General features: G+C 72.0%; 20 protein-coding genes. 12 read left to right on the top strand and 8 right to left on the bottom strand.

What is annotated here, in order from left to right; all coding sequences use genetic code 11:
* Positions 1-184 precede the first annotated feature (184 nt).
* Entirely contained in the window at positions 185-1090 is a 906-nt protein-coding gene (locus AB0P17_RS28575) for a universal stress protein (protein ID WP_365815050.1), read from the top strand.
* A gap of 102 nt (positions 1091-1192) precedes the next feature.
* Here the strand turns inward: AB0P17_RS28575 and AB0P17_RS28570 are convergent, their stop codons facing one another.
* The 3 genes from AB0P17_RS28570 to AB0P17_RS28560 all read right to left on the bottom strand — a co-directional run bounded on the left by AB0P17_RS28570 (position 1193) and on the right by AB0P17_RS28560 (position 3455).
* Entirely contained in the window at positions 1193-1474 is a 282-nt protein-coding gene (locus AB0P17_RS28570) for a DUF1876 domain-containing protein (protein ID WP_365815048.1), read from the bottom strand.
* A 75-nt stretch (positions 1475-1549) separates the two neighbouring features.
* Positions 1550-2413, bottom strand: coding sequence for a universal stress protein (locus AB0P17_RS28565; RefSeq protein WP_365815046.1), 864 nt, complete (start codon positions 2411-2413; stop codon positions 1550-1552).
* A gap of 55 nt (positions 2414-2468) precedes the next feature.
* Positions 2469-3455: a nitroreductase gene (locus AB0P17_RS28560; protein WP_365815044.1), complete on the bottom strand. Its 987-nt coding sequence runs from the start codon at positions 3453-3455 to the stop codon at positions 2469-2471.
* Positions 3456-3691: 236 nt separating this feature from the next.
* On the opposite strand from AB0P17_RS28560, the gene AB0P17_RS28555 reads away from it, so the two are divergent.
* The 5 genes from AB0P17_RS28555 (at position 3692) to AB0P17_RS28535 (ending at position 8690) form a co-directional block, all read left to right on the top strand.
* Positions 3692-4381: a CBS domain-containing protein gene (locus AB0P17_RS28555; protein ID WP_365815042.1), complete on the top strand. Its 690-nt coding sequence runs from the start codon at positions 3692-3694 to the stop codon at positions 4379-4381.
* Positions 4378-5256 (top strand): universal stress protein, encoded by an 879-nt coding sequence (locus AB0P17_RS28550; protein WP_365815040.1) that lies wholly within the window; start codon positions 4378-4380, stop codon positions 5254-5256. The genes AB0P17_RS28555 and AB0P17_RS28550 overlap by 4 nt, the downstream gene beginning before the upstream one ends.
* Positions 5257-5326: 70 nt before the next feature.
* On the top strand, positions 5327-5752 hold the full coding sequence (locus AB0P17_RS28545; protein WP_365815038.1) for an Hsp20/alpha crystallin family protein: 426 nt from the start codon (positions 5327-5329) through the stop codon (positions 5750-5752).
* A 41-nt stretch (positions 5753-5793) separates the two neighbouring features.
* On the top strand, positions 5794-6840 hold the full coding sequence (locus AB0P17_RS28540; RefSeq protein ID WP_365815036.1) for an alcohol dehydrogenase catalytic domain-containing protein: 1047 nt from the start codon (positions 5794-5796) through the stop codon (positions 6838-6840).
* 128 nt (positions 6841-6968) lie between these two features.
* A complete protein-coding gene (locus AB0P17_RS28535; RefSeq protein WP_365815034.1) occupies positions 6969-8690 on the top strand; it encodes a GAF domain-containing protein in 1722 nt (573 codons plus the stop codon).
* Positions 8691-8723: 33 nt separating this feature from the next.
* Here AB0P17_RS28535 and AB0P17_RS28530 read toward each other — a convergent pair whose 3' ends face one another.
* From AB0P17_RS28530 to AB0P17_RS28515, 4 genes are all read right to left on the bottom strand, one after another.
* Positions 8724-9428 (bottom strand): response regulator transcription factor, encoded by a 705-nt coding sequence (locus tag AB0P17_RS28530; RefSeq protein WP_365815032.1) that lies wholly within the window; start codon positions 9426-9428, stop codon positions 8724-8726.
* Positions 9429-9542: 114 nt separating this feature from the next.
* Positions 9543-10004 (bottom strand): cyclic nucleotide-binding domain-containing protein, encoded by a 462-nt coding sequence (locus AB0P17_RS28525; protein WP_365815030.1) that lies wholly within the window; start codon positions 10002-10004, stop codon positions 9543-9545.
* Positions 10005-10016: 12 nt separating this feature from the next.
* Complete coding sequence (locus tag AB0P17_RS28520; protein WP_365815028.1) at positions 10017-10679, bottom strand: CBS domain-containing protein; 663 nt, start codon at positions 10677-10679, stop codon at positions 10017-10019.
* A 268-nt stretch (positions 10680-10947) separates the two neighbouring features.
* Positions 10948-11826 carry a universal stress protein gene (locus tag AB0P17_RS28515; protein WP_365815026.1) on the bottom strand — a complete coding sequence of 293 codons (879 nt, stop codon included), beginning with the start codon at positions 11824-11826 and terminating at the stop codon, positions 10948-10950.
* 543 nt (positions 11827-12369) lie between these two features.
* Between AB0P17_RS28515 and AB0P17_RS28510 the strand changes: the two genes are divergently transcribed.
* Positions 12370-13731, top strand: a complete 1362-nt coding sequence (locus AB0P17_RS28510) for a nicotinate phosphoribosyltransferase (RefSeq protein WP_365815024.1) — start codon at positions 12370-12372, stop codon at positions 13729-13731.
* A gap of 67 nt (positions 13732-13798) precedes the next feature.
* Here AB0P17_RS28510 and AB0P17_RS28505 read toward each other — a convergent pair whose 3' ends face one another.
* Entirely contained in the window at positions 13799-14227 is a 429-nt protein-coding gene (locus AB0P17_RS28505; RefSeq protein WP_365815022.1) for a cyclic nucleotide-binding domain-containing protein, read from the bottom strand.
* Between the two features lie 357 nt (positions 14228-14584).
* Here AB0P17_RS28505 and acsA point away from each other — a divergent pair, with 357 nt between their 5' ends.
* Genes acsA through AB0P17_RS28480 form a run of 5 tightly spaced genes read left to right on the top strand, consistent with a single transcriptional unit; the run spans position 14585 to position 20108 of the window.
* Entirely contained in the window at positions 14585-16375 is a 1791-nt protein-coding gene (gene acsA, locus AB0P17_RS28500; RefSeq protein WP_365815020.1) for an acetate--CoA ligase, read from the top strand.
* Positions 16372-17502: a pyruvate dehydrogenase (acetyl-transferring) E1 component subunit alpha gene (gene pdhA / locus AB0P17_RS28495; RefSeq protein ID WP_365815018.1), complete on the top strand. Its 1131-nt coding sequence runs from the start codon at positions 16372-16374 to the stop codon at positions 17500-17502. Before acsA ends, pdhA begins: the two co-directional genes overlap by 4 nt.
* Entirely contained in the window at positions 17499-18494 is a 996-nt protein-coding gene (locus AB0P17_RS28490) for an alpha-ketoacid dehydrogenase subunit beta (protein WP_365815016.1), read from the top strand. Before pdhA ends, AB0P17_RS28490 begins: the two co-directional genes overlap by 4 nt.
* Position 18495: 1 nt before the next feature.
* Positions 18496-19866, top strand: coding sequence for a dihydrolipoamide acetyltransferase family protein (locus tag AB0P17_RS28485; RefSeq protein ID WP_365815014.1), 1371 nt, complete (start codon positions 18496-18498; stop codon positions 19864-19866).
* A complete protein-coding gene (locus AB0P17_RS28480; protein WP_365815012.1) occupies positions 19863-20108 on the top strand; it encodes a phosphopantetheine-binding protein in 246 nt (81 codons plus the stop codon). Before AB0P17_RS28485 ends, AB0P17_RS28480 begins: the two co-directional genes overlap by 4 nt.
* The last annotated feature ends 209 nt before the right edge of the window (positions 20109-20317 follow it).

Genomic DNA, 20317 nt, shown 5'->3' with positions numbered 1-20317 from the left:
ACACCGGCCAGGTCCCGGCTCCCTGCTCCCGGGGCCCCTTCGGCCCCCGAAGCACCCCCGTCGGCCCTCGCCGCGTCCGCACCCGCCTTGGCAGCGTGGGAAGGGCCACGGGAGAGGAGACCGCTCCTCGTACTCCGCGGCGGGCATCTGACCACAAGAGCACCGGACCAGGAGGAGGTCGGCCATGGATGGCAGCACGGGCGAGAACGGCGACAACGGCACGTTCGGTACGCGAACGCTCGGGCCGGTGGTGGCCGGCACCGACGGATCCGACCATGCCACCAGGGCGGTGCTCTGGGCCGCCGGCGAGGCGGCCTCGCGGAGGGGCCCACTGACCATCGTTCACGCGATCGGCGTCGAGCAGGCGAGGTACCTTGCCTTCGACGACACCCACACCGTCCTCGGCAAGGCGCGGGAGACGCTCGACACCGCGGCGGCGCGGGTGGCGCGTGAGCACGCGGACGTTCCCGTCTCCACCGTGCTGAGCCGGGACGAGCCGGCGGAGAGCCTGCTGGAGGCGGCGGGGGAGGACGGCACCGTGGTGGTGGGCTCCCGGGGGCGGGGCGGGTTCACCGCCCTGCTCATGGGGTCGGTCGGACTGCGGACCGCCGCGCGGGCGAAAGGCCCGGTGATCGTGGTGCGCCACACCACGGAGGGTACGGGTGGGGTCGTGGCGGTCGCGGTACGGGACGACGGTGACCGGGACGCCCTGACCTACGCCGCGCGGACCGCGCGGCTGCGTCACGCCTCGCTCCGGGTGGTCAGCGTCTGGTTGTTCCTCCAGAACGTGGGGTCCATGGCGACGATGGTCGACGATCTCAGCGGTATGGCCGAGGCGGAGGGCGAGGCCACGTCGCACATGGTCGAACCGGTCCGGAAGGAGTTCCCGGACCTGGAGGTCGTGGTGGAGACCGTCCGGGCCACCTCGGTCGCCGGAGCCCTGGTCGAGGCGGCCGCCGACGCCGCGGCGGACCTGCTCGTGATGGGCGCCCGCAGGCCCGCGCACCGTATCGGCTCCCCGCTGGGGCGGGTCACACACGCCGTCCTGCACCACGCGCCCTGCCCGGTCGCGGTGGTCCCGCGCGCCTGAAGCACCCGACATCCGTCAGAGGCCGCTGACGGATGTCGGGTGCTTCACCGCACGGCACCACACATGCATGGCCGACACCACACATGGCGTCACCACATGGCGTCACCACAGGGACGGATCGGCGGGCCCGGTCAACTGCACGATGTCCTTGGACGCGACATCGTGCAGACGGACCGCGAGGTCCTCCAGCGCACGGCTCGCCGCCAGTTCGTCGCCGATCTCGGGGATGGAGCGGTCGATCGGATTCCGGCGGGCCGCTCCTCTGCCCACCACGTGCGAGGTGTCCGTGCGCGGGGAGTCCTCCGTCACCAGGACGGCACGCGCCCGTGTCTCGTCACCGTCCTCGGTGAGGTAGATCTGCGCGCTCCACTGCTTGGCCTTCATGATCGCTCCCTTCGTGGGCCCGGGTTCTTCCCGTGGGCCCGCTCTCTTCGGCACGGTCGTCGTGCCTCCGGCCGTTCAGCGCCCCTCCGGGATCACCGCGACGGGGCACGGGGCGTGGTGCAGCATCGCGTGAGTGACCCGGCCGAGCTGCAGTCCGACGACGCCTCGCCGCCGTTGTGCTCCGACGACCAGCAGGTCCGCGCTCTCCGACTCCTCGATGAGCGCCTGGTGCGCCGTGCCCTGGAGGAGTTTGCGCCGCACGGTGACCTCCGGGACATCGCGGACGGTGACACCGAGTACCCGGTCCAGGCACTCGTCGGCCTGCTGCCGGTAGGCCCGCGTCTGTGCCCCGTCGACCAGCGGATACGGCATGTTCTCGTACGGGGGACAACGCCAGACGCGTACGGCGGTCAGTTCGCACTTCCTCGCCCGCGCCTGGCAGAGGGCGAAACGGGCCACGGCGGTGGACCCGGTGCTCTCCCCGACCCCGAGCACGACACGGCCATACGTGGAACGTCTGTTCGGTTCGGCGCCGCGGGCCACGACCACCGGGCAGGACGCCCGGGCGGCGACGGCCAGGCTCACCGACCCCAGGAGCATGCCCACGATCGGACCGTGGCCGCGTGGCCCGACGACGAGGAGCGCCGCCTCGGTCCCCTCGTCGAGGAGCGCCGTCACGGGATCATCCGGTCGCACATCGGTGGAGACCTTCACATCGGGGGCCTGCCGGTGCACGCGTTCCTCGGACGCCGCGACGAGATTCTCCGCGAAGACCTGCTCGGAGGGGCGGTCCTCCGAGAGCCTCGGCCGTATTCCCTCGTAGTGCTCCCACAGTGAGGCGTGCACCAGTCTCAGGGGCCGGCCGGAGCGCTCCGCCTCGGCCGCCGCCCAGTCGACCGCCTGAAGGCTGCCCTCCGATCCGTCCACTCCCACAACCACGGGAAGCTCCATCCCTCCCACCGCCTTTCCTCCGGGTTCGTCTGATGACCGGTGGTCAGTCCTCGACCACCAGTACGTGCGGTACCGGACGGCGGGGTGTCCTCGGTCCCGCCGGTCCGTAGCCCAGCCTGATCACCATCTGGACGTGCCCCGAGCCTGAGTCCGGGTCGCGCAGCACCCAGCGCAGGTCGGGCCATTCGAGTGCCTGCGTGGCGAAGGAACTGCTCAGACCGTGGAGCGTGGCGATGAGCAGGACCCGTTCCAGCGCCTGTCCCGCGCGCAGCCAGTCGGCCGGTCCGTCCCGCACGGTACGCAGCAGGGCCAGCTGAGGACGGTCCTCGAAGTCGGCGAGGCGACGTCCGTGGGCCGGGACGCGGCCGGCGAAGTCCCGGACGGGAGCCGATCCGCCCCGCTTGAGCGGCCCGAAGGCATACTCCGGTATGCCGTCCACGGGTGCTTCCCTGGTGGTGTCCCGTGTCCACCGCTCGGTCTCAGCCTCCCTGCCCGTGTCCATGTGGCCGTACCCTTCGGCGTCCCGGATCAGGGCGAGCACGCCCTCCAGGTGTGACCCGGCCGGGAAGACCAGATCCGCGTCCTCGTGGTGTGCCGCCTCGGTGAGGGCGCGGCGGACCTCCGCCGGGATGGGCCGGCCGGAGTAGGGGTACCGGCTCGTGTGACGCTCGTGGATCGCCGGGTGGAGCACGGCGAGTCCGTCGATCCGGTCCTCGGGGTCGTCGAGCCGTACGGTCGCCAGCAGCCCGGGGACCGCCGGGTCGGGAAGCAGTTCTGTAACCGGCCGCAGATGGGCGTGGACGGCGGCGACCCGCAGGTTGAACAGCGCCGCGCCACAGCCGATGTGCAGCCCGCGGGTGGTGGGATCGGCGTGCGGCAGGGCGCGGGTCAGGTCCGCGAAGAGGCTGAAGGTCCGGCTGCCGCGGGCGTAGTGGAAGCGCCAGGGCTGCGCGTTGTGCATGGACGGTGCGGCGGTCGCGTCACGGACGAGGTGGGCCACGGCCACCCTGCCCGGCGTGTGTACGGACACCAGGACCTCCCGGTCATGTCGTGTTCTCCGTTCCCAGAGTCCGACGGGATGGACCGCTCGCGGCAGGGGCCGGTAGGCCCTGACCCGTGCCTCATGGCCCCATTCGGACTACGGCCCGGGGGCTTCACGGTCATACGGAAGGGGCCGGGTGGCACCTGCCCCGGACCGAGGGCAGGAGCCCAGGCTTGGAAGGTGGCCGCGGCCCGGGGCCGTGGGTGACAAGAGGGAGCCTTGACATGGATCACCGCAGGATCAGTGAACTCATGACCCATGACGTCGTGAGCGTGCGGGTCGATACACCGTTCAAGGAAATTGCCCGGACGCTCATGGAGCACAACGTGAGCGCCGTGCCCGTCCTCGACGGCGCGGGCCGGCCGGCAGGGATCGTGTCGGAAGCGGATCTGCTGCGCAAGGCGGCCGACCGCTCGGACCTGTCGGGCAGGACACCGCTGCCGCACCTTGAGGCGTGGGAACGGGCCCGGGCCGAGGGCCGCGACGCCGGAGAGATCATGTCGGCCCCCGCGGTGTGCGCTCATCCGGAGTGGACGGTCGTGGAGGCCGCGCGGCTCATGGCCGTGCAGAACGTCAAACGGCTGCCCGTGGTCGACGAGGCGGACAGGCTCCTCGGCATCGTCAGCCGGGCGGACCTGCTCCGGGTCTTCCTGCGGCGGGACCCGGCGATCCGTGAGGAGATCACCCACGACGTGCTGGGCACGACGCTGGGCCTCGCGCCGTCGGACGTCACCGTCGAGGTCACCGAGGGGCAGGTCTTCCTGCGCGGCACGGTGGACGACAGCGGGATGATTCCCGTACTCGTACGGCTGTGCGGCAGCGTGGACGGTGTCGTCTCGGTCTCCGAGAGGCTCACGTACCGGGCGGACCGCACCGGGCGTGACGTCCGGGCCGGAAGCGGGGCCGTGCCGTGACGGACGATGCCGCGAAACCGGTGGTCACCGTGGGGCTGGACGGCACCCCCGAGTCGCTCTCCGCCGCGCTCTGGGCCGCACAGGAGGCATCGGCGCGCGGCGCCACCCTGCGGCTCCTGCACGCCTGGGCGATGATCGCTCCCGAACGGGGCGACCACCCGCGGGAGAACGACCGGAACTACTGGCCCAAGCGGATCGTCGCCGAGGCGTGCGGAACGATCGAGGAGCGCTTCCCCGACCTGCCGGTGTACGAGGACCTGGTCGCGGAGGAGCCGGTGGACGCGCTGCTCGCCGCCGCGGCGAAGTCGCAGTCGCTGGTGCTCGGTTCGCGCGACGTGACAGGTCTGGCCGGCTATTTCCTCGGCGCCGTCGGTATGCACGTACTGGCACGGTCCGGGACCGTGACGGTCCTCGTACGCGCCAGGGAGGATCCGGCCTCGATCGAGGAGAACGGCGACGTGGTGCTCGGACTCAGCCTGCGCGGCACGCCCGACGCGCTCCTCGCCTACGGATTCGGGACGGCGGCCCGCCGCGCGGCCGTCCTGCGGGTGGTGCACGGCAGGAATCTGCCGCCCCCGGCGTACAACCGCGGGGGCGTCGACCCTTACATCTCCCACGAGATGACCACCCGGGCACAACGCGACCTGAGCCGGACACTGCGCCCCTGGCGCGACCGTTTCCCGGATGTGCGGGTGGTGGAGAGCGTGCGGATGGAGAGCCCGGCCCGCGCCGTCGTACGCGACATCGCCGGGACGGGACTGCTCGTCGTGGGGCGCCGGAAGAAGCGGCCCGCGCTCTCCCCGCGTATCGGCCACGTGCTGTCGGCGGCGGTGCACCACGCGCCGTGCCCGGTGGCAGTCGTACCGCACGAGTGAGGTGCCGCCGGAAGCCGGAGGCCGCAACCCAGAAGCCGGAAATGCAGGAACGAACCAGAAGGAGGCCGACATGAGCGGGAAGATCGAACGCCGGATGGGCTGGCCCTCAGGCCTGCCCGACCTGCTGGGATGGGCGGAGGAAGGCGCCCCCTGGCTCCACCAGGTACCGGGACTCCACAGCATCCGCATCGAGGAATCCCTCACGGACGGCACCTACGCCCTCCGCGCGGAGCTGCCGGGAATCGACCCGGCCAAGGATCTCGAACTCACCGTGGCGGAGGGCATTCTGACCCTGCGGGCCGAACGCAGTTCGGAGTCCGAGGAGAAGAACCGCACGGAGTTCCACTACGGCACCTTCATGCGGTCCGTGCGGCTGCCGGCCGGCGCCCGGGGCGAGGAGGCCACAGCCGCCTACAAGGACGGTGTGCTCACCGTCACCGTTCCGGTTCCCGGCGCGGAGACCGCGACCCGGACCATCCCGGTTCAGCACGACTGAACACCCGGGCCACGCTTCGTCACCGTGAAGGAGGTGACGTCATGAAGGCACTGGTCTACCACGGGCCCGGACAGTCGTCCTGGGACGAGGTCCCGGATCCCGCCGTCGAGGACGCGGCGGACGCGATCGTACGGATCGACGCCGTCACGATCTGCGGCACCGACCTCCACATCCTCAAAGGGGATGTACCGGACGTCGAGCCGGGAACGGTCCTCGGCCACGAGGCCGTCGGTGAGGTCGTGGAGACCGGCGGCGAAGTGCGGTCCGTACGGCCCGGGGACCGGGTCCTGGTCTCCTGTATCTGCGCGTGCGGCCGCTGCCGTTACTGCCGGGAGTCCCGGTACGGCCAGTGCCTGGGCGGCGGTGGCTGGGTGCTGGGGCATCGGATCGACGGGACCCAGGCCGAGTACACGCGCGTTCCCTTCGCCGATTTCTCCGTCCACCCGTTGCAGCCCGCTCTCGGCAACGACGACGCGGTCCTGTTCGCGGACATCTTCCCGACCGCCTACGAGGTGGGGGTCCTGAACGGGCGCGTCCGGCCGGGCGGCACCGTGGTCGTGGTGGGCGCGGGCCCGGTCGGACTCGCCGCGATCGCCACGTCGGGACTGTTCGGCCCCGGCCGGATCATCGCCGTCGACCCGGACCGGTCCCGGCTGGCTGCGGCACGCGGGCTCGGGGCGGACGCGGTGGTGAGTTCGGAGGAGGATCCCGCACGGCTGGTCGCTGACCTGACCGACGGACAGGGGGCGGACGTGGCCATCGAGGCCGTGGGCGTGCCGGAGAGCTTCGAGCTGTGCACCCGGGTGGTGCGTCCCGGCGGCCATGTCGCCAATGTCGGGGTGCACGGCAAACCGGCCGCGCTCCACCTGGAGGAGCTGTGGATCAAGGATGTGACGATCACGACCGGGCTGGTCGACACCCACTCGACGCCGATGCTGCTCCGGATGGCGACGGCGGGCCGGCTGCCCACGTCGGCACTGGTCACGCACCGCTTCGGCCTCGACGCGATGGAAGAGGCGTACGGAGTCTTCTCGGAAGCCGCGGCAAACGAGGCCCTGAAGGTGGTCCTGGAACGGTCCGCCGACTGAGCTGATCCGTGTGATCCGCTCACGTACGGTCATGAGGGCAGGGCGCCGAGATGCCCGGCCGCCGCAGACCGTTACCGTGGACACGTGGAGCACTCCGCTCCGCCCGGCTGGGGCCGACGGAGGACACGGTGACCGAGGACGGCGGCAAGTGGGGGGACGGCGCGCCTCCCGGGCTGGACGTGCTGCCCCGGGAACTGCGGGCGCATCTGGCCGCCGTGGAGCGTGGAACCGGGGAGTCCATGCGGAGCCTCCTCGAAGCCGTCCTCGCGGTCGGCCGGGAGCTGGAACTCCCCCAGGTACTGCGGCACATCGTCGAGGCGGCCACGGTGCTCGTGGACGCCGAGTACGGAGCCCTGGGCGTCGTCGGCGAGGACCCCACCCGCCTCTCGCAGTTCCTCACCACCGGCGTGAGCGAGGAGCAGGTACGCGCGATCGGCCCCCTCCCCTCCGGCCACGGAATCCTCGGCGAGCTGATCCGGCACCCCGAGCCCTTGCGTCTGTCGGAGCTGTCCGAACACCCGGCCTCGTACGGATTCCCGCCGAACCACCCGCCGATGCACTCGTTCCTGGGGGTGCCGATCAAGGCGGGGGGCAAGGTGTTCGGCAACCTGTATCTCACGGGGAAGCGGGGCGGCAAGGCATTCGACGGTGAGGACGAGACCGTCCTCCTGACCCTGGCCATGGCCGCGGGGGAGGCCATCGAGAACGCGCGGCTGTACGAGATGTCGCGCGACCGGCAGCGCCGGCTGGAGGCGAACGCGGAGATCGTCGCCGCCCTGTTGTCGGGGCAGGACGATGAGCGGGTGCTGCGACTGGTCGTGGGTCACGCGCGCCGGATCCTCGCCGCCGATCTGGGCGCGCTGGCGCTGTCGGCCGGCGGGGACGGGAGCCTGCGGGTGGCGTACGCCACCGGTGTCGACGCGGACATCCACGAAGGGCTGGTCCTCCCCTGCGAGGGCTCCCTCGTCGGCGCGGCATTCCGGGCCCGGGAACCGCTCATCAGCGGGGACGTACGGCACGATCCGCGCATCACCGCAGGCCCGCCGCGCTGGCGCGGTCTGCGGTACGCCGTCGCCGTGCCCCTGGTCGCCGGTGACACGGTGCAGGGTGTCCTGCTCCTGGCGCGGAGCGAGGCACGGGAACCCTTCACCGAGGCCGGTACGGACCCGCTGCTGTCCTTCGCCGGGCAGGCCGCACTCGCCATGGAACTGGCCGAGCGACGCCATGACGCAGAAGAGATCGTCCTGCTGGAGGACCGTGACCGGATCGCCCGTGACCTGCACGACCTGGCCATCCAGAGACTGTTCGCGACGGGCATGACGCTGCAGAGCGCTCTCCCGTTCGTGGATCACCCGCAGGCACGTGAGCGGCTGCTGCGCGCCGTGGACGAACTCGACGAGACGATCAAGACCATCCGTTCGACGATCTTCGGACTGCGCTCGCGCAAGACGACGCGCGATCGCCAGGGGCTGCGGGCCCGGGTCACCACCGCCGTCGAGGAGGCCGTGCGGACCCTCGGCTTCACCCCCGCGGTGCGGATGGAGGGCCTGATCGACACCGATGTGCCGGTGGTGACCGGGGACCATGTCGTGGCCGTACTGGGCGAGGCGCTGAGTAATGTCGGGCGCCACGCCCACGCCGACGCCGCCGAGGTGTCCCTCGTGGTCCGGGACGGTCTGCTGACCCTGTCCGTCTCCGACAACGGCACTGGTATCACCCCGGACGGCCGCCGCAGCGGCCTCGACAACCTCACCCGGCGGGCGGAGAGCCTCGGGGGCGGACTGACGGTCGAGGCACCCCGCCAGGGGGGCACACGGCTTGTCTGGACGGTGCCGCTCGTCCACACGTGAACCGGCGTCCCGGCCCGGGCCGCCGTCCGCGCTTCAGCGGAGTCCGTGGTCGCCCGTGACGGGGCGCGCCGCGGACTGGGTGGCGAGAACCGCGGCCTGGACGCGCCGCGCGACACCCAGCTTGGCGAGCAGACGCGAGATGTGGTTCTTGACGGTCTTCTCCGACAGGTACAGGCGCTTGCCGATCTCCTGATTGGTCAGACCTTCACCGATCAGGACGAGGATCTCCCGCTCCCGTGGCGAGAGCTGCGACAGCGCGTCCTCCTCGGCACCGGCGGCGTCCTCCTCGCCTCGCAGGCTGCTCATCAGCCGGGTCGTGGTCGCGGGGTCGAGCATGGACTGACCGGAGGCGACGGTCCGTACGGCCGCGACGAGGTCCGCCCCCTTGATGTCCTTGAGCACGTAGCCGGCGGCCCCGGCCATGATCGCGTCCAACAGCGCGTCGTCGTCGTCGAACGAGGTCAGCATCAGGCAGGCGAGTTCCGGCATCCGCGAACGCAGCTCCCGGCAGACCGTGATCCCGTCCCCGTCCGGCAGCCGTACATCGAGCACGGCCACGTCCGGCCGCAGGGCCGGCCCCCGGGCGAGCGCGTGGTCGACCGTGGCCGCGTCGCCCACCACGTCGAGGTCCGGCTCCGCGTCGAGCAGGTCCCGCAGGCCACGCCGGACGACCTCGTGGTCGTCCAGCAGAAAGACGCGGATCGGGCTCTGCGGTGAGAACCGCCGTGCCTCGCTCATGCTCGCTCCTCCGACGCGCTCGCGCACCAGGCTTCCGTACGCCTTCCATCGTGGCCCCGGCCCACCTTGCGAACCAGGGCCGAACGGGCCCCGGGGGCCGCGCACAGGGGCGGGTCACCCCGGTGTGGTGCCGCTGCCCCGCGGTCCGTACAGGTCCAGGAGACGGGTACGGCTGCGGTGCAGCCGGTCCGCCACCACCTCGGCGACGGTCAGATACACCGCGCGGCCGAACGCGGGGTCGGCCGCGCACAGGGCCCGTACGACCGTCGCGTCGAACTGCTCGGCGTGGACGGTGCCGACGGCCCGCGCGCCCAGGTGCCACACGTACGGGGAGAGCAGCCAGGACCAGCCGAGCAGCTCACCGGGGCCGAGCGTCGCGACGACGGCGGCCTGCCGCCCGGGGACATGCAGGTCCAGCGCGACCTGGCCGCTGCGCACCACCCAGAACCGGTCGGCGCGCCGGCCCTCCTCGAAGATGCGCGTGCCATCCGGGAACGTCACCTCCGTGGCGGCTTTCCGTAGCCGTTCGCGCCCGTCGGGGGACAGCTCGCCGAACAGGTTTCCCGAACCGGTCATCGTCGTCGCATCTCATCCCGAAGCCCGAGCGTGCCGACCGGTCAGCTCGTTCACCACGGCGACCACCCCGTCGACGCGGGCGGCCATCCCCACCGCGACGGACACGTCCGCCGCATGCCCCAGGCGGCCACGCAAGGTCACCACTCCGTCGGCGACGGAGACCGTGAGCGGTGCGGGATCCAGGTACAGGGCGCGGACCACGACCTCGTCGAGAATCTCGTCCCGGAGGTCGGAATCGGGGCGGACGAACACCCGCAGCAGATCACGCCGGGTGATGATGCCGATGAGCCGGGCCTCCTCGTCCACCACCGGCAGCCGCCCCACGTCGCGGTCGGCCATGATGCGACCGGTCAGCGCGATGGAGTCCACGGCACGGACCGTGACCGCCGGAGCCGACATCAGTGCTCCGGCGGTGGGGCCTTCGGTGGCCCGGCCGGTGGCCACCGGCCCGGCCACCGAAGGCCCGGCGGGCTGGCCGGAGTGCTCCGTCCCGCCCCTGTGCCGTGTGAGATCGGATCGGGTGACGACTCCGAGCACCCTGTCCTCGTCGTCCACGACCGGCACACCGCCGATCCCGTCGTCCGCGAGCGACCGGGCCACCTCCGCGACCGGCGTGGCAGGGCCCACGCGGACGGTGTCCGCGGTCATCACGTCACCGGCCCTACGAAATCTCATCTCGTGCCCTTCAGCCGATCGTCGGGGACATGCATCCGTCGGAGACACTCCTCAGCGTTCGCCCCCGGGCAGGCGGTCCGCTGGGGCTGGCCGGGGGCGTGGTGCCGGCCGTTCGGCCCTCCGGCGGGGACCTGTCGGCACGACGGGCCCGGGCGGCCCGACCCGCGCGCCCGGCGGCACGGTGGCGAAGGGACGCGGTGCACGAGCGGCGCGCGGCCGGAATCCTCACGGATCGGCCCGTCGCACCGCTTCTCCGGGGTGGCCCGGTTCAGTCGTGGGGGACGACGGCGACAGGGCAGCGCGCGTGGTGAACGGCGGCCTGGGCCACGGAGCCCAGATGCGGCCCCAGGTCGGGGTGGCGTCTGCGTCGGCCGACGATCAGCAGTCCGGCGCCTCCGGCGGCCGCCACGACGACGCTCGCGGGGCTTTCGAGACGGATGGCGTCCGTCACCTCCACGCCCGGAAACTTCTCACACCAGGGGCGGAGGGCCTGATTCAGTCGCCTCTGGGCGTCCTGGACGATCTCCTGGGTCACGGTGTGGTCCACGCCCCAGGGGGTGTAGGCGTGGAGCGGAGTGCTGTGGCCGTGGACGGCCCGCAGCGGCAGGCCCCGTGCCGCCGCGGTGGTGAAGGCGAAGTCGAGCAACGCGTCGTTCGGGCCGTGCAGTTTCAGCGCCACCACGATGTCGCCGACCGCGCCGGGTCCGGCCGCCCGGGCCTCCTCCGTACTCCCGTCGGCGCGCACCAGGACCACGGGCCGCTCGGAGCGGCCCACGACGATCATGCTGATGTCGCCGAGGAAGTAGCTCTCGACGGGGGTCAGGCCGCGGGATCCGAGGACGAGCATCTCGCACTCCGTAGCCGCTTGGAGCAGAGCGTTCTGGGCGTCGTCGGCCACGAGGTTGCCCACGATGGTGAGGCCCGGGTGATGCGCCTGGAGTTCCGTCCGGGCGTTGTGCACCAATCGTTTCGCCCAGTAGTTCTGGTCCAATTCCGCGGGGACGTGGGTCGGCTCCGGTACCAGCAGAGGCCACGCGTGCAGCAGGCGCAGGACGAGACCGCGGCGCTGGGCCTCTTCCGCGCCCCAGCGCGCGGCGGCGAGGCTCTCGGGTGAGCCGTCGAGGCCCACGGTGATGACTCGTTCCATGGTGACTGCCTCCGTCGCGTACGAGGCCGAGAAGGTGCGCGTGGCCGCTGCCGGACAGCTGCCCCGGTGCGCCGCCTTCGGGGGCCTGGGGGAGCAGACCTCCGGGCGCGCTCCGCGCAGCGTGTCGGTGTGCCGTGCCCTCGTGTTGAGCAGGGTGCTTCTCCCACGAGGAGTACCCCAGATCTCCGGCCTGCGCATCCGGTCCCCGGGCCGGGGGAGCCCTGAGGCCGTGGACCGGCCCGTGGAGCGGCTCGGACACCGGCCGCTCCGTCACCCGCACAAGGGCGGATGCGCGGGGGTCCGGTGGGCCGGGTGGTCGGCGGGCAGGGACATCCGGCCCCGTGACCTGGATCCGCTGTCGCCGGAATGTGGTGAGAGTGACGTGGAGCGCGGGGGACGCGGAGGTGGCGCGTACCGGCGGGCACCTGGCGGGCCCGGCCATCCGGGGCCGGACACCGGAGGTGAGCCGACGAGGGTCGTGCGTGCCGGACGGTCACAGGGCGTCCCGCTCCTTCCCCGCTGTCCAGGAGGAGGCGGCTGCGGATGTCCTCGGCGACGACCGTTGACCTGTACGAGGTCACGATGGCGATGTCGTATCTGCGGGAGGGTATGACCGGCCCGGCGACGTTCAGCTTGTTCGTACGCGACATGCCGTCCGACCGCGGCTTTCTGGTGGCCGCCGGTCTGGAGTCGACGCTCGACTTCCTCGCCGGGTTTCGGGTCGGCCCCGACGACGTCGATGCCTTCGCCTCGGCGCTGCGCCGGCCTCCCCGTGATCTGGCCCCGCTGCTCGGCACACGGTTCACCGGTCAGGTGCGGGCGGTGCCGGAGGGGAGGATCGTTCTCGCGGGAGAGCCCCTGCTGGAGGTGACCGCTCCGCTCCCGCAGGCGCAGTTGGTCGAGACGTACGTGCTCAACCAGGTCAGCCACCAGACGACGATCGCGTCGAAGGCGGCGCGGTGCTTCCTGGCGGCCGCCGGGCACCCGGTGGTGGACTTCTCCCTGCGGCGCACCCACGGTCCCGAGGCCGGGTTCCAGGCCGCCCGACTGGGCGCCATGGTCGGCTTCGACGGCACGAGCAACGTCGCCGCGGCCGTTGCCGAGGGGATGCCCGCCGTCGGCACGATGGCGCACTCGTACATCGAGGCGTTCGGGACGGAGGAGGAGGCGTTCCGAGCCTTCGCCCGGTCTCATCCCGGCCCGGTGACCTTCCTGGTGGACACCTACGACACCGAGGCGGGGGTGCGGGTCGCCGCGCGTGTCCTGCGCGACCTGGGCCGGCCGGCCGGCTCGGCCGTGCGACTGGACAGCGGTGATCTCGCCGCACTCGCGTGGCGGGCGCGGGCCGTCCTGGACGCGGCCGGCCTGCCGGATGTACGGATCACCGCCAGCGGCGGCCTCGACGAGTACGCCGTGGACGAACTGGTCCGTTCGGGTGCGCCGATCGACGTGTACGCCGTCGGTACCCGGGTCGGGGTCTCCGCCGACGCTCCGTACCTGGACTCCGCGTACAAGATGGTCGAGTACGACGGAAGGCCGGTGATGAAGTTCTCCCCGGCCAAGGTGACCGCCCCCGGGCGGAAGCAGGTGTTCCGTGGCTCGGGATTCGCCGATGTGATCGGGCTCCACGACGAGCCGGGGGCCGACGGGGCCGATCAGCTGCTGGACACCGTGATGCGGCGGGGAGAGCGCGTGGCCGAGCGCCCGGTGCCGGCGGAGAGCCGGGCGAGGTTCGCCGACGACCTGGCCGGCCTCCCTCCGGAGGCACGGCTCGTCCGGAGTCCCGTCGCGCCGCGGGCGGAGAGCTCGGCGCGACTGGTCGCGCTCACCGAACGTGTCCGGCGCCGTATCGAGGCCCACGTGTTCGCGGCGGCTGCGGGATCCGGACCTCCGCGCGGCGGATGACCGCCGACGCCGCTCGTCCGCCCTCCCCGGATTCCGGATTGCGGCCGGCCGGAGCCAGGCTTCCCCGTCAGGGCACTTCCCCCGCGCCGTAGGGCGCGTACAGGTCCAGCAGCCGCACCCGGGCGGCCCTGAGCCGGCGCGCGATGACGCCGGCGACATAGGTGCACAGCTCGTGATCCAGCGCGGGGTCTCTCGCGCACAGCTCACGGACCGTCGCCGCGTCGAACTCGTAGGCGCGGACCGGGCTGCTGGCCTCGGCCCCCAGATGCCAGCGATGCGGCGGGACCAGCCAGGACCAGCCCAGCAGTCTCGCGGGCCCCAGAGTCTCGATCACTGCCGCCCGCCGGCCGGGTACACGGAGATCGAGCGTCACCGTGCCGGTGTGGATGATCCAGAAGTGGTCGGCCCTGCCGCCCTCGTCGAAGACGCGCTCACCCGTCGCGAACGACACCTCACGAGCGAGCGACATGAGCTGTTCGCGATGTTCCCCGGTCATCGCGCCGAAAATACCGGCTCTCGCAACCACAACGGCCTTCCTTTCCACGGTGCCGGAAGGAGGGGCGGGCGGACCGTCCGGTCCCGTCATTCCCTCCGCTCAGGTCCATGGCCTCTTCGGCTCGAAGGTGGTGCCGGTGACAGGCCGCACTCGGCGTTGTCCGGCCTCCGGGCCGTACACCTCCACGATCGCCGCAATCCGACGTGGTGCAACCCGATCGGGATCCTCGGTCCGGGCACCGTCCGCGGGAGAGCTACGCGAAGTGACCGGCCGTAGCCCTGAGCGGGTCCGTCGCCATGCGGCCTGTGCCGGTCTCGGCCACTCTGGGGGCAGAGGCAGGCATCAGGAGGAGCGCTCATGAGACGGGAGACGGTCCGCAAGGACGCCGCACCGCGCGTTGCTCCGCATCTCGCCGACTACGACCGTGCCCGTGCCACGTTCTCGTGGTCACAGGCGCGCGCCGCACTGACGGGGCTGCCCGGGGGCGGGCTGAACATGGCCTTCGAGGCGGTCGACCGCCACGCGGGGCCGGAGCGTGGGAACAAGGCAGCACTGCGGTGCGTGGCCCGCGACCACACGGTCTCGACCGTGACGTTCGCCGAACTGGCCCGCCGTACGGCCCGCTTCGCCAACGTCCTGCGCTCCCTCGGTCTCGGCCCCGGGGACCGGGTGTTCACCCTGCTCGGCCGCTGCCCCGAGCTCTACACCACGGTGCTCGGCACGCTGAAGAACACCAGCGTGCTGTGCCCGCTCTTCTCCGCCTTCGGCCCTGACCCCGTGGAGCAACGGATGCGTCTCGGTGACGCCCGCGTGCTGGTCACGACCGCGGCCCTGTACCGGCGGAAGGTGGCGGGGCGGCGGGCGTCGCTGCCCGGGCTGGAGCAGGTGCTCATCGTCGGGCCGGGCGCCGGGGAGCTGCCCGGAACGGCCTCCTTCGACGAACTGATGTCCGGCGCGTCCGACCGCTTCACCATCCCGCCGACCTCGCCGGAAGACATGGCCCTGCTCCATTTCACGAGCGGCACCACCGGTACGCCCAAGGGCGCGGTCCACGTCCACGAGGCGGTGGTGGCCCACCATTCCACGGCAGCCCACGCGCTCGACCTGCACCCGGAGGACGTGTACTGGTGCACCGCCGACCCCGGCTGGGTCACCGGCATGTCGTACGGCGTCATCGCCCCGCTCGCCCACGGCGTGACCGTCGTCGTCGACGAGGGCGACTACGACGCCCGCCGCTGGTACCGGATCCTGGGTGAACAGCGCGTCAGCGTCTGGTACACCGCGCCCACCGCGCTGCGGATGCTCATGCGCGCCACGCCCCGCCAGGGGCCGTACGACCTGCCCCGCGCGTACGACCTGTCGGCCCTGCGTTTCGTCGCGTCCGTCGGTGAACCACTCGACCCGGAGACGGTGCTGTGGGGACGGGACGTACTGGGCCTGCCCGTGCACGACAACTGGTGGCAGACCGAGACGGGCTGCATCATGATCGCGAACTTCGCCGGCTGCGACATCCGTCCCGGCTCCATGGGACGCCCGCTGCCGGGCGTGGAGGCCACCGTACTGGAGCGCGGCGAGGACGGCGGAGCGCGTATCACGGACGGCCGGGTCACGGAGGTGCGGAGCCCGGACGTCGAGGGCGAGCTGGCGCTGCGGCCCGGCTGGCCGTCCATGTTCCGCGCCTACCTCCACGACAGGGAGCGCTACGAGGCCGCGTTCGCCGGCGGCTGGTACCTGACAGGCGACCTGGTCAGGCGGGACACGGACGGCTGGTACTGGTTCGTCGGCCGGGCCGACGACGTCATCAAGTCGGCGGGGCATCTGATCGGTCCGTTCGAGGTGGAGAGCGTGCTGATGGAACACGCCGCGGTCGCGGAGGCCGGAGTGATCGGCCGCCCGGACCCGGTGGCGGGCAACCTCGTCAAGGCGTTCGTCTCGCTGCGTCCGGGGATCGAGCCGAGTCCCGGTCTGGAGCGGGAACTCCTCGCCTTCGCCCGACGGCGTCTGGGGCCCGCGGTGGCCCCCCGGGAGCTCGCCTTCGACCAAAACCTGCCCAAGACCCGCAGCGGCAAGGTCATGCGTCGGCTGCTGCGCGCGCGGGAACTCGGCCTGTCCACCGGTGACGTGTCGACCCTGGAGGGATCCGTATGAGTCCGGCTCGTGCCGCGTCCGGGCGGAAGGGCCGGGCTGCCCCGCAGGCGAAGAAGGCCGGGGGGAAGGAGAGACGGAAGGCGACCCCCGAGTCGGCGAGCCCCGCCGCGAAAGCTCCCACCGACCGGCCGGGTACCCGCGACAACGCGGCTCGTTCGGACGCCCGGCACAGACGGGACCTGCTCGCGGCGATGATGCGCATCCGGCGCTTCGAGGAGCGGTGCGTCGAGTTGTACAGCGCCGCGAAGATCCGCGGCTTCGTCCACCTCTACATCGGGGAGGAGGCTGTCGCCGTCGGCGTGACCGCGGCGCTGGACCCCGAGGACGCGGTGGTCTCCACCTACCGTGAGCACGGACACGCCCTGGCCAGGGGCGTCCCGGCCGAAGCGATCATGGCGGAGATGTACGGCAAGGCCACCGGCTGCAGCCGCGGACGCGGCGGGTCCATGCACCTGTTCGACGCGAGTCGCCGCTTCTACGGTGGCAGCGCCATCGTCGGTGGCGGGCTCCCCCTGGCGGCCGGACTCGCGCTCGCCGACCGCATGCGCGAACTCCCCCACGTCACCTGCTGCTTTTTCGGCGACGGGGCCTTCGCCGAAGGCGAGTTCCATGAAACGGCGAACCTCGCGGCGCTGTGGCACCTGCCGCTGCTGCTGGTCTGTGAGAACAACCTCTACGCCATGGGCACCGCTCTCGCCCGGGAGCACGCCCAGACCGACCTGGCCATGCGCGCCGCCTCCTACGGGATGCCCGCCTGGGCGGTGGACGGCATGGACGTACGCGCGGTCGAGGACGCCGCCCGCCGTGCCGTCACGGGGATCCGGGCCGGCAACGGGCCGCACTTCCTGGAAGCCCGTACGTACCGTTTCCGAGCCCACTCGATGTACGACCCCGACCGCTATCGCGACAAGGAGGAGATCGCGGAGTGGAAGGCCCGTGACCCCGTTCCCGCGCTGCAGGAACGCATGCGCAAGGCTGCCGAACTGGACGACTCCGCCCTCGCGGAACTGGAGGACACGATCGCCGCAGAGGTGGAACGCGCGGTGGAGGCGGCCGAGCAGGCACCGGCCGAACGACCTGAGGATCTCCTGCGGTTCGTCACCAGCCCCCCGCGGACGCGGTCATGAGCGGAACCTCCGGGACGGTGCCGAGGACGACCTACCGCGAGGCGGTGCGCGAAGCTCTGCGCGAGGCGCTCAGGGAGGACGAACGCGTCTTCCTCATGGGGGAGGACGTCGGTCGCTACGGCGGGGGGTTCGGGGTCAGCCTCGGACTGCTGGAGGAATTCGGCCCCGACCGGATCCGGGACACCCCGCTGTCGGAATCCGCCTTCGTGGGCGCGGGTATCGGCGCGGCCCTGGCCGGTATGCGGCCGATCGTGGAGATCATGACGGTGAACTTCAGTCTCCTCGCACTGGACCAGATCCTCAACAACGCGGCCACCCTGCTCCACATGTCGGGAGGGCAACTGCCGGTTCCGCTGGTGATCCGGATGGCCACCGGAGCGGGACGGCAGCTCGCCGCCCAGCACTCGCACAGTCTGGAGGGCTGGTACGCGCACATTCCCGGTCTCCGGATTCTCACCCCTGCCACGCTGGAGGACGCCCGCCACATGCTGGCCCCCGCCCTCGCCGACCCCGATCCGGTCCTGATCTTCGAGCACGGCAGTCTCTACAACGCCTCCGGGGAACTGGGCCCCGACACGGTTCCCGACGGCCTGGACCACGCGGCGGTCCGCAGGCCGGGCACGGATGTCTCACTGATCACGTACGGCGGATGCCTGCCGAAGACTCTGGACGCCGCTCGCGTGCTGGTGTCGGACGGTATCGACGCCGAGGTCGTCGACCTGCGCACCTTGAGACCTCTCGACGACGCCACCATCCGTGCCTCCGTGGCCCGCACCCACCGGGTCGTCGTGGTGGACGACGCGTGGCGCACCGGCAGCCTGGCCGCCGAGGTGTCCGCTCGCATCATGGAACAGAGTTTCTACGAACTCGACGCCCCGGTGGAGCGGGTCTGCGCGGCGGAGGCTCCCGTGCCCTACGCCCGGCACATGGAGGCGGCGGCCCTGCCCCAGGTCGACGACATCGTCGCGGCCGTGCGCCGGACGGTGGGCTGACATGCCGGAGTTCACCATGCCTTCGCTGGGGGCCGACATGGACGAGGGCACCCTCCTCGAATGGCTCGTCCGGCCGGGCGACCACGTGCGTTCCGGCGACGTGGTCGCCGTGGTGGACACGTCGAAGTCGAGCATCGAGATCGAATGCTTCACCACGGGCACGGTGGACAGCCTGCTCGTCGACCCCGGCGCCACGGTGCCCGTCGGGACCCCCCTCGCCGTGATCACCACACCCGGCGGCATCGGGCCGGCCGACGCCCAACCGGTCCCGGCGCGGGCACCCGCAGTGGGACATACGCCCTCCCCGGCACCGGAACCCGCCCCTCTGCCGCCGTCACCCCACGCCGGAACCAGCCGCCCCCGGCGGCGGGGACGCGCCGCCGCCGGCCTGGCCTCTCCGCTCGTGCGGCACCTCGCGGAGGACAAGGGCGTGGACGTGGGCGCCGTGCACGGGTCCGGACCTGGTGGCCGGATCACCCGCGCCGACGTCGAACGGGCCGCCACCGGAGTCACGCGCGTCCAGGCCACCCCGTACGCCCGGCGGTTGGCCGAGGAACTGGGCGTGGACCTCACCCAGGTGCGGGGAACCGGTGAGCACGGTGTGGTACGCGTCGCCGATGTACGGTCGGTGACGCGGGGGGAGAGCCGTCCCGGACCTCCGGAGCCCCCCGCCGTCGCGCCCGTCCCGTCGTTGCGGGACGACGACAGGGCCCTGGCGATACGACGTACCGTCGCCGACCTGATGAGCCGTGCCAAACGGGAGATCCCGCACTACTACCTCTCGACCACGGTCGATCTGGCCGGAACCGTCGAATGGCTCCGGGAGCACAACCGCCGCCTCCCGGTGAGCGAGCGACTGGCACCCGTAGCACCGCTGCTCAAAGCCGTCGCCCTCGCCGCCCGGCAGGTTCCCGAACTCAACGGCTTCTGGACCGGGGACCGGTTCGTCCCCGGCGTGGGCGTCCATGTGGGCGTCGCGGTATCCCTGCGCGGTGGTGGACTGGTGGCTCCGGCGCTGCGTGACGCCGACGCCCTCACCGTGCCCGAACTGATGGCGGGCTTGCGTGACGTGGTCGCCAGGGCGCGTACCGGACGGCTGCGGGCCTCCGAGACCGCTGACCCCACCATCACGGTCACCAACCTGGGGGACCAGGGCGTCGAGTCGGTGTTCGGCGTGATCTACCCGCCTCAGGTCGCGCTGGTCGGCCTCGGCCGAGTGGTCGAGCGCCCTACTGCCGTGCGCGGGCTGCTCGGGGTGCGGCCCTCGGTGACGGCGACCCTCTCCGCCGACCACCGGGCCAGCGACGGCGCGGTGGGAGCGCGTTTCCTCGCCACGCTGGACCGACTGCTGCAGAAACCGGAGGAGCTGTGAACCGCAGCGAAGCACTGGACCACGTCAGCCGATCGATTCGGACCGTCGTGCCGGACGCCGACTTCGACGGCGTGTCACCGGACGCCGATCTTCGCGAGACGTTCGAACTGGACTCCCTGGACTTCCTCTCCTTCGTCGAGACCCTCGGTGAACGTACCGGCTGCCGGATCGATGAGGACGACTACCCGGCGCTGGCGACCTTGTCCTCCAGCGCGGACTTCCTCCTCTCGCGTGCCGGCTGAGGGGGAGACCGGGAACGGTGGCGCCGACGGTGGACCTGCACGAGCCGACGCCCGCGCGTCGCCTCCCTCGTGCCGGGGCACGCGAGCCCGGCATGATCCGAACGAGAGGCCCTGGGGCGTGTTTCGAAAGTAGCGCCGTCCGCCCGCAGGGCGGGGCTTGCGGCGTCTGGTGCACTGCACTCGCTCCGCTCGCTCCGTCTCGGCACATT

The sequence above is a fragment of the Streptomyces sp. NPDC088124 genome, assembly GCF_040685895.1.
Taxonomy (GTDB): Bacteria; Actinomycetota; Actinomycetes; order Streptomycetales; family Streptomycetaceae; genus Streptomyces.
Note: the sequence above shows the minus strand (reverse complement) of the source record. Positions and strands in the feature narration are given on the sequence as shown.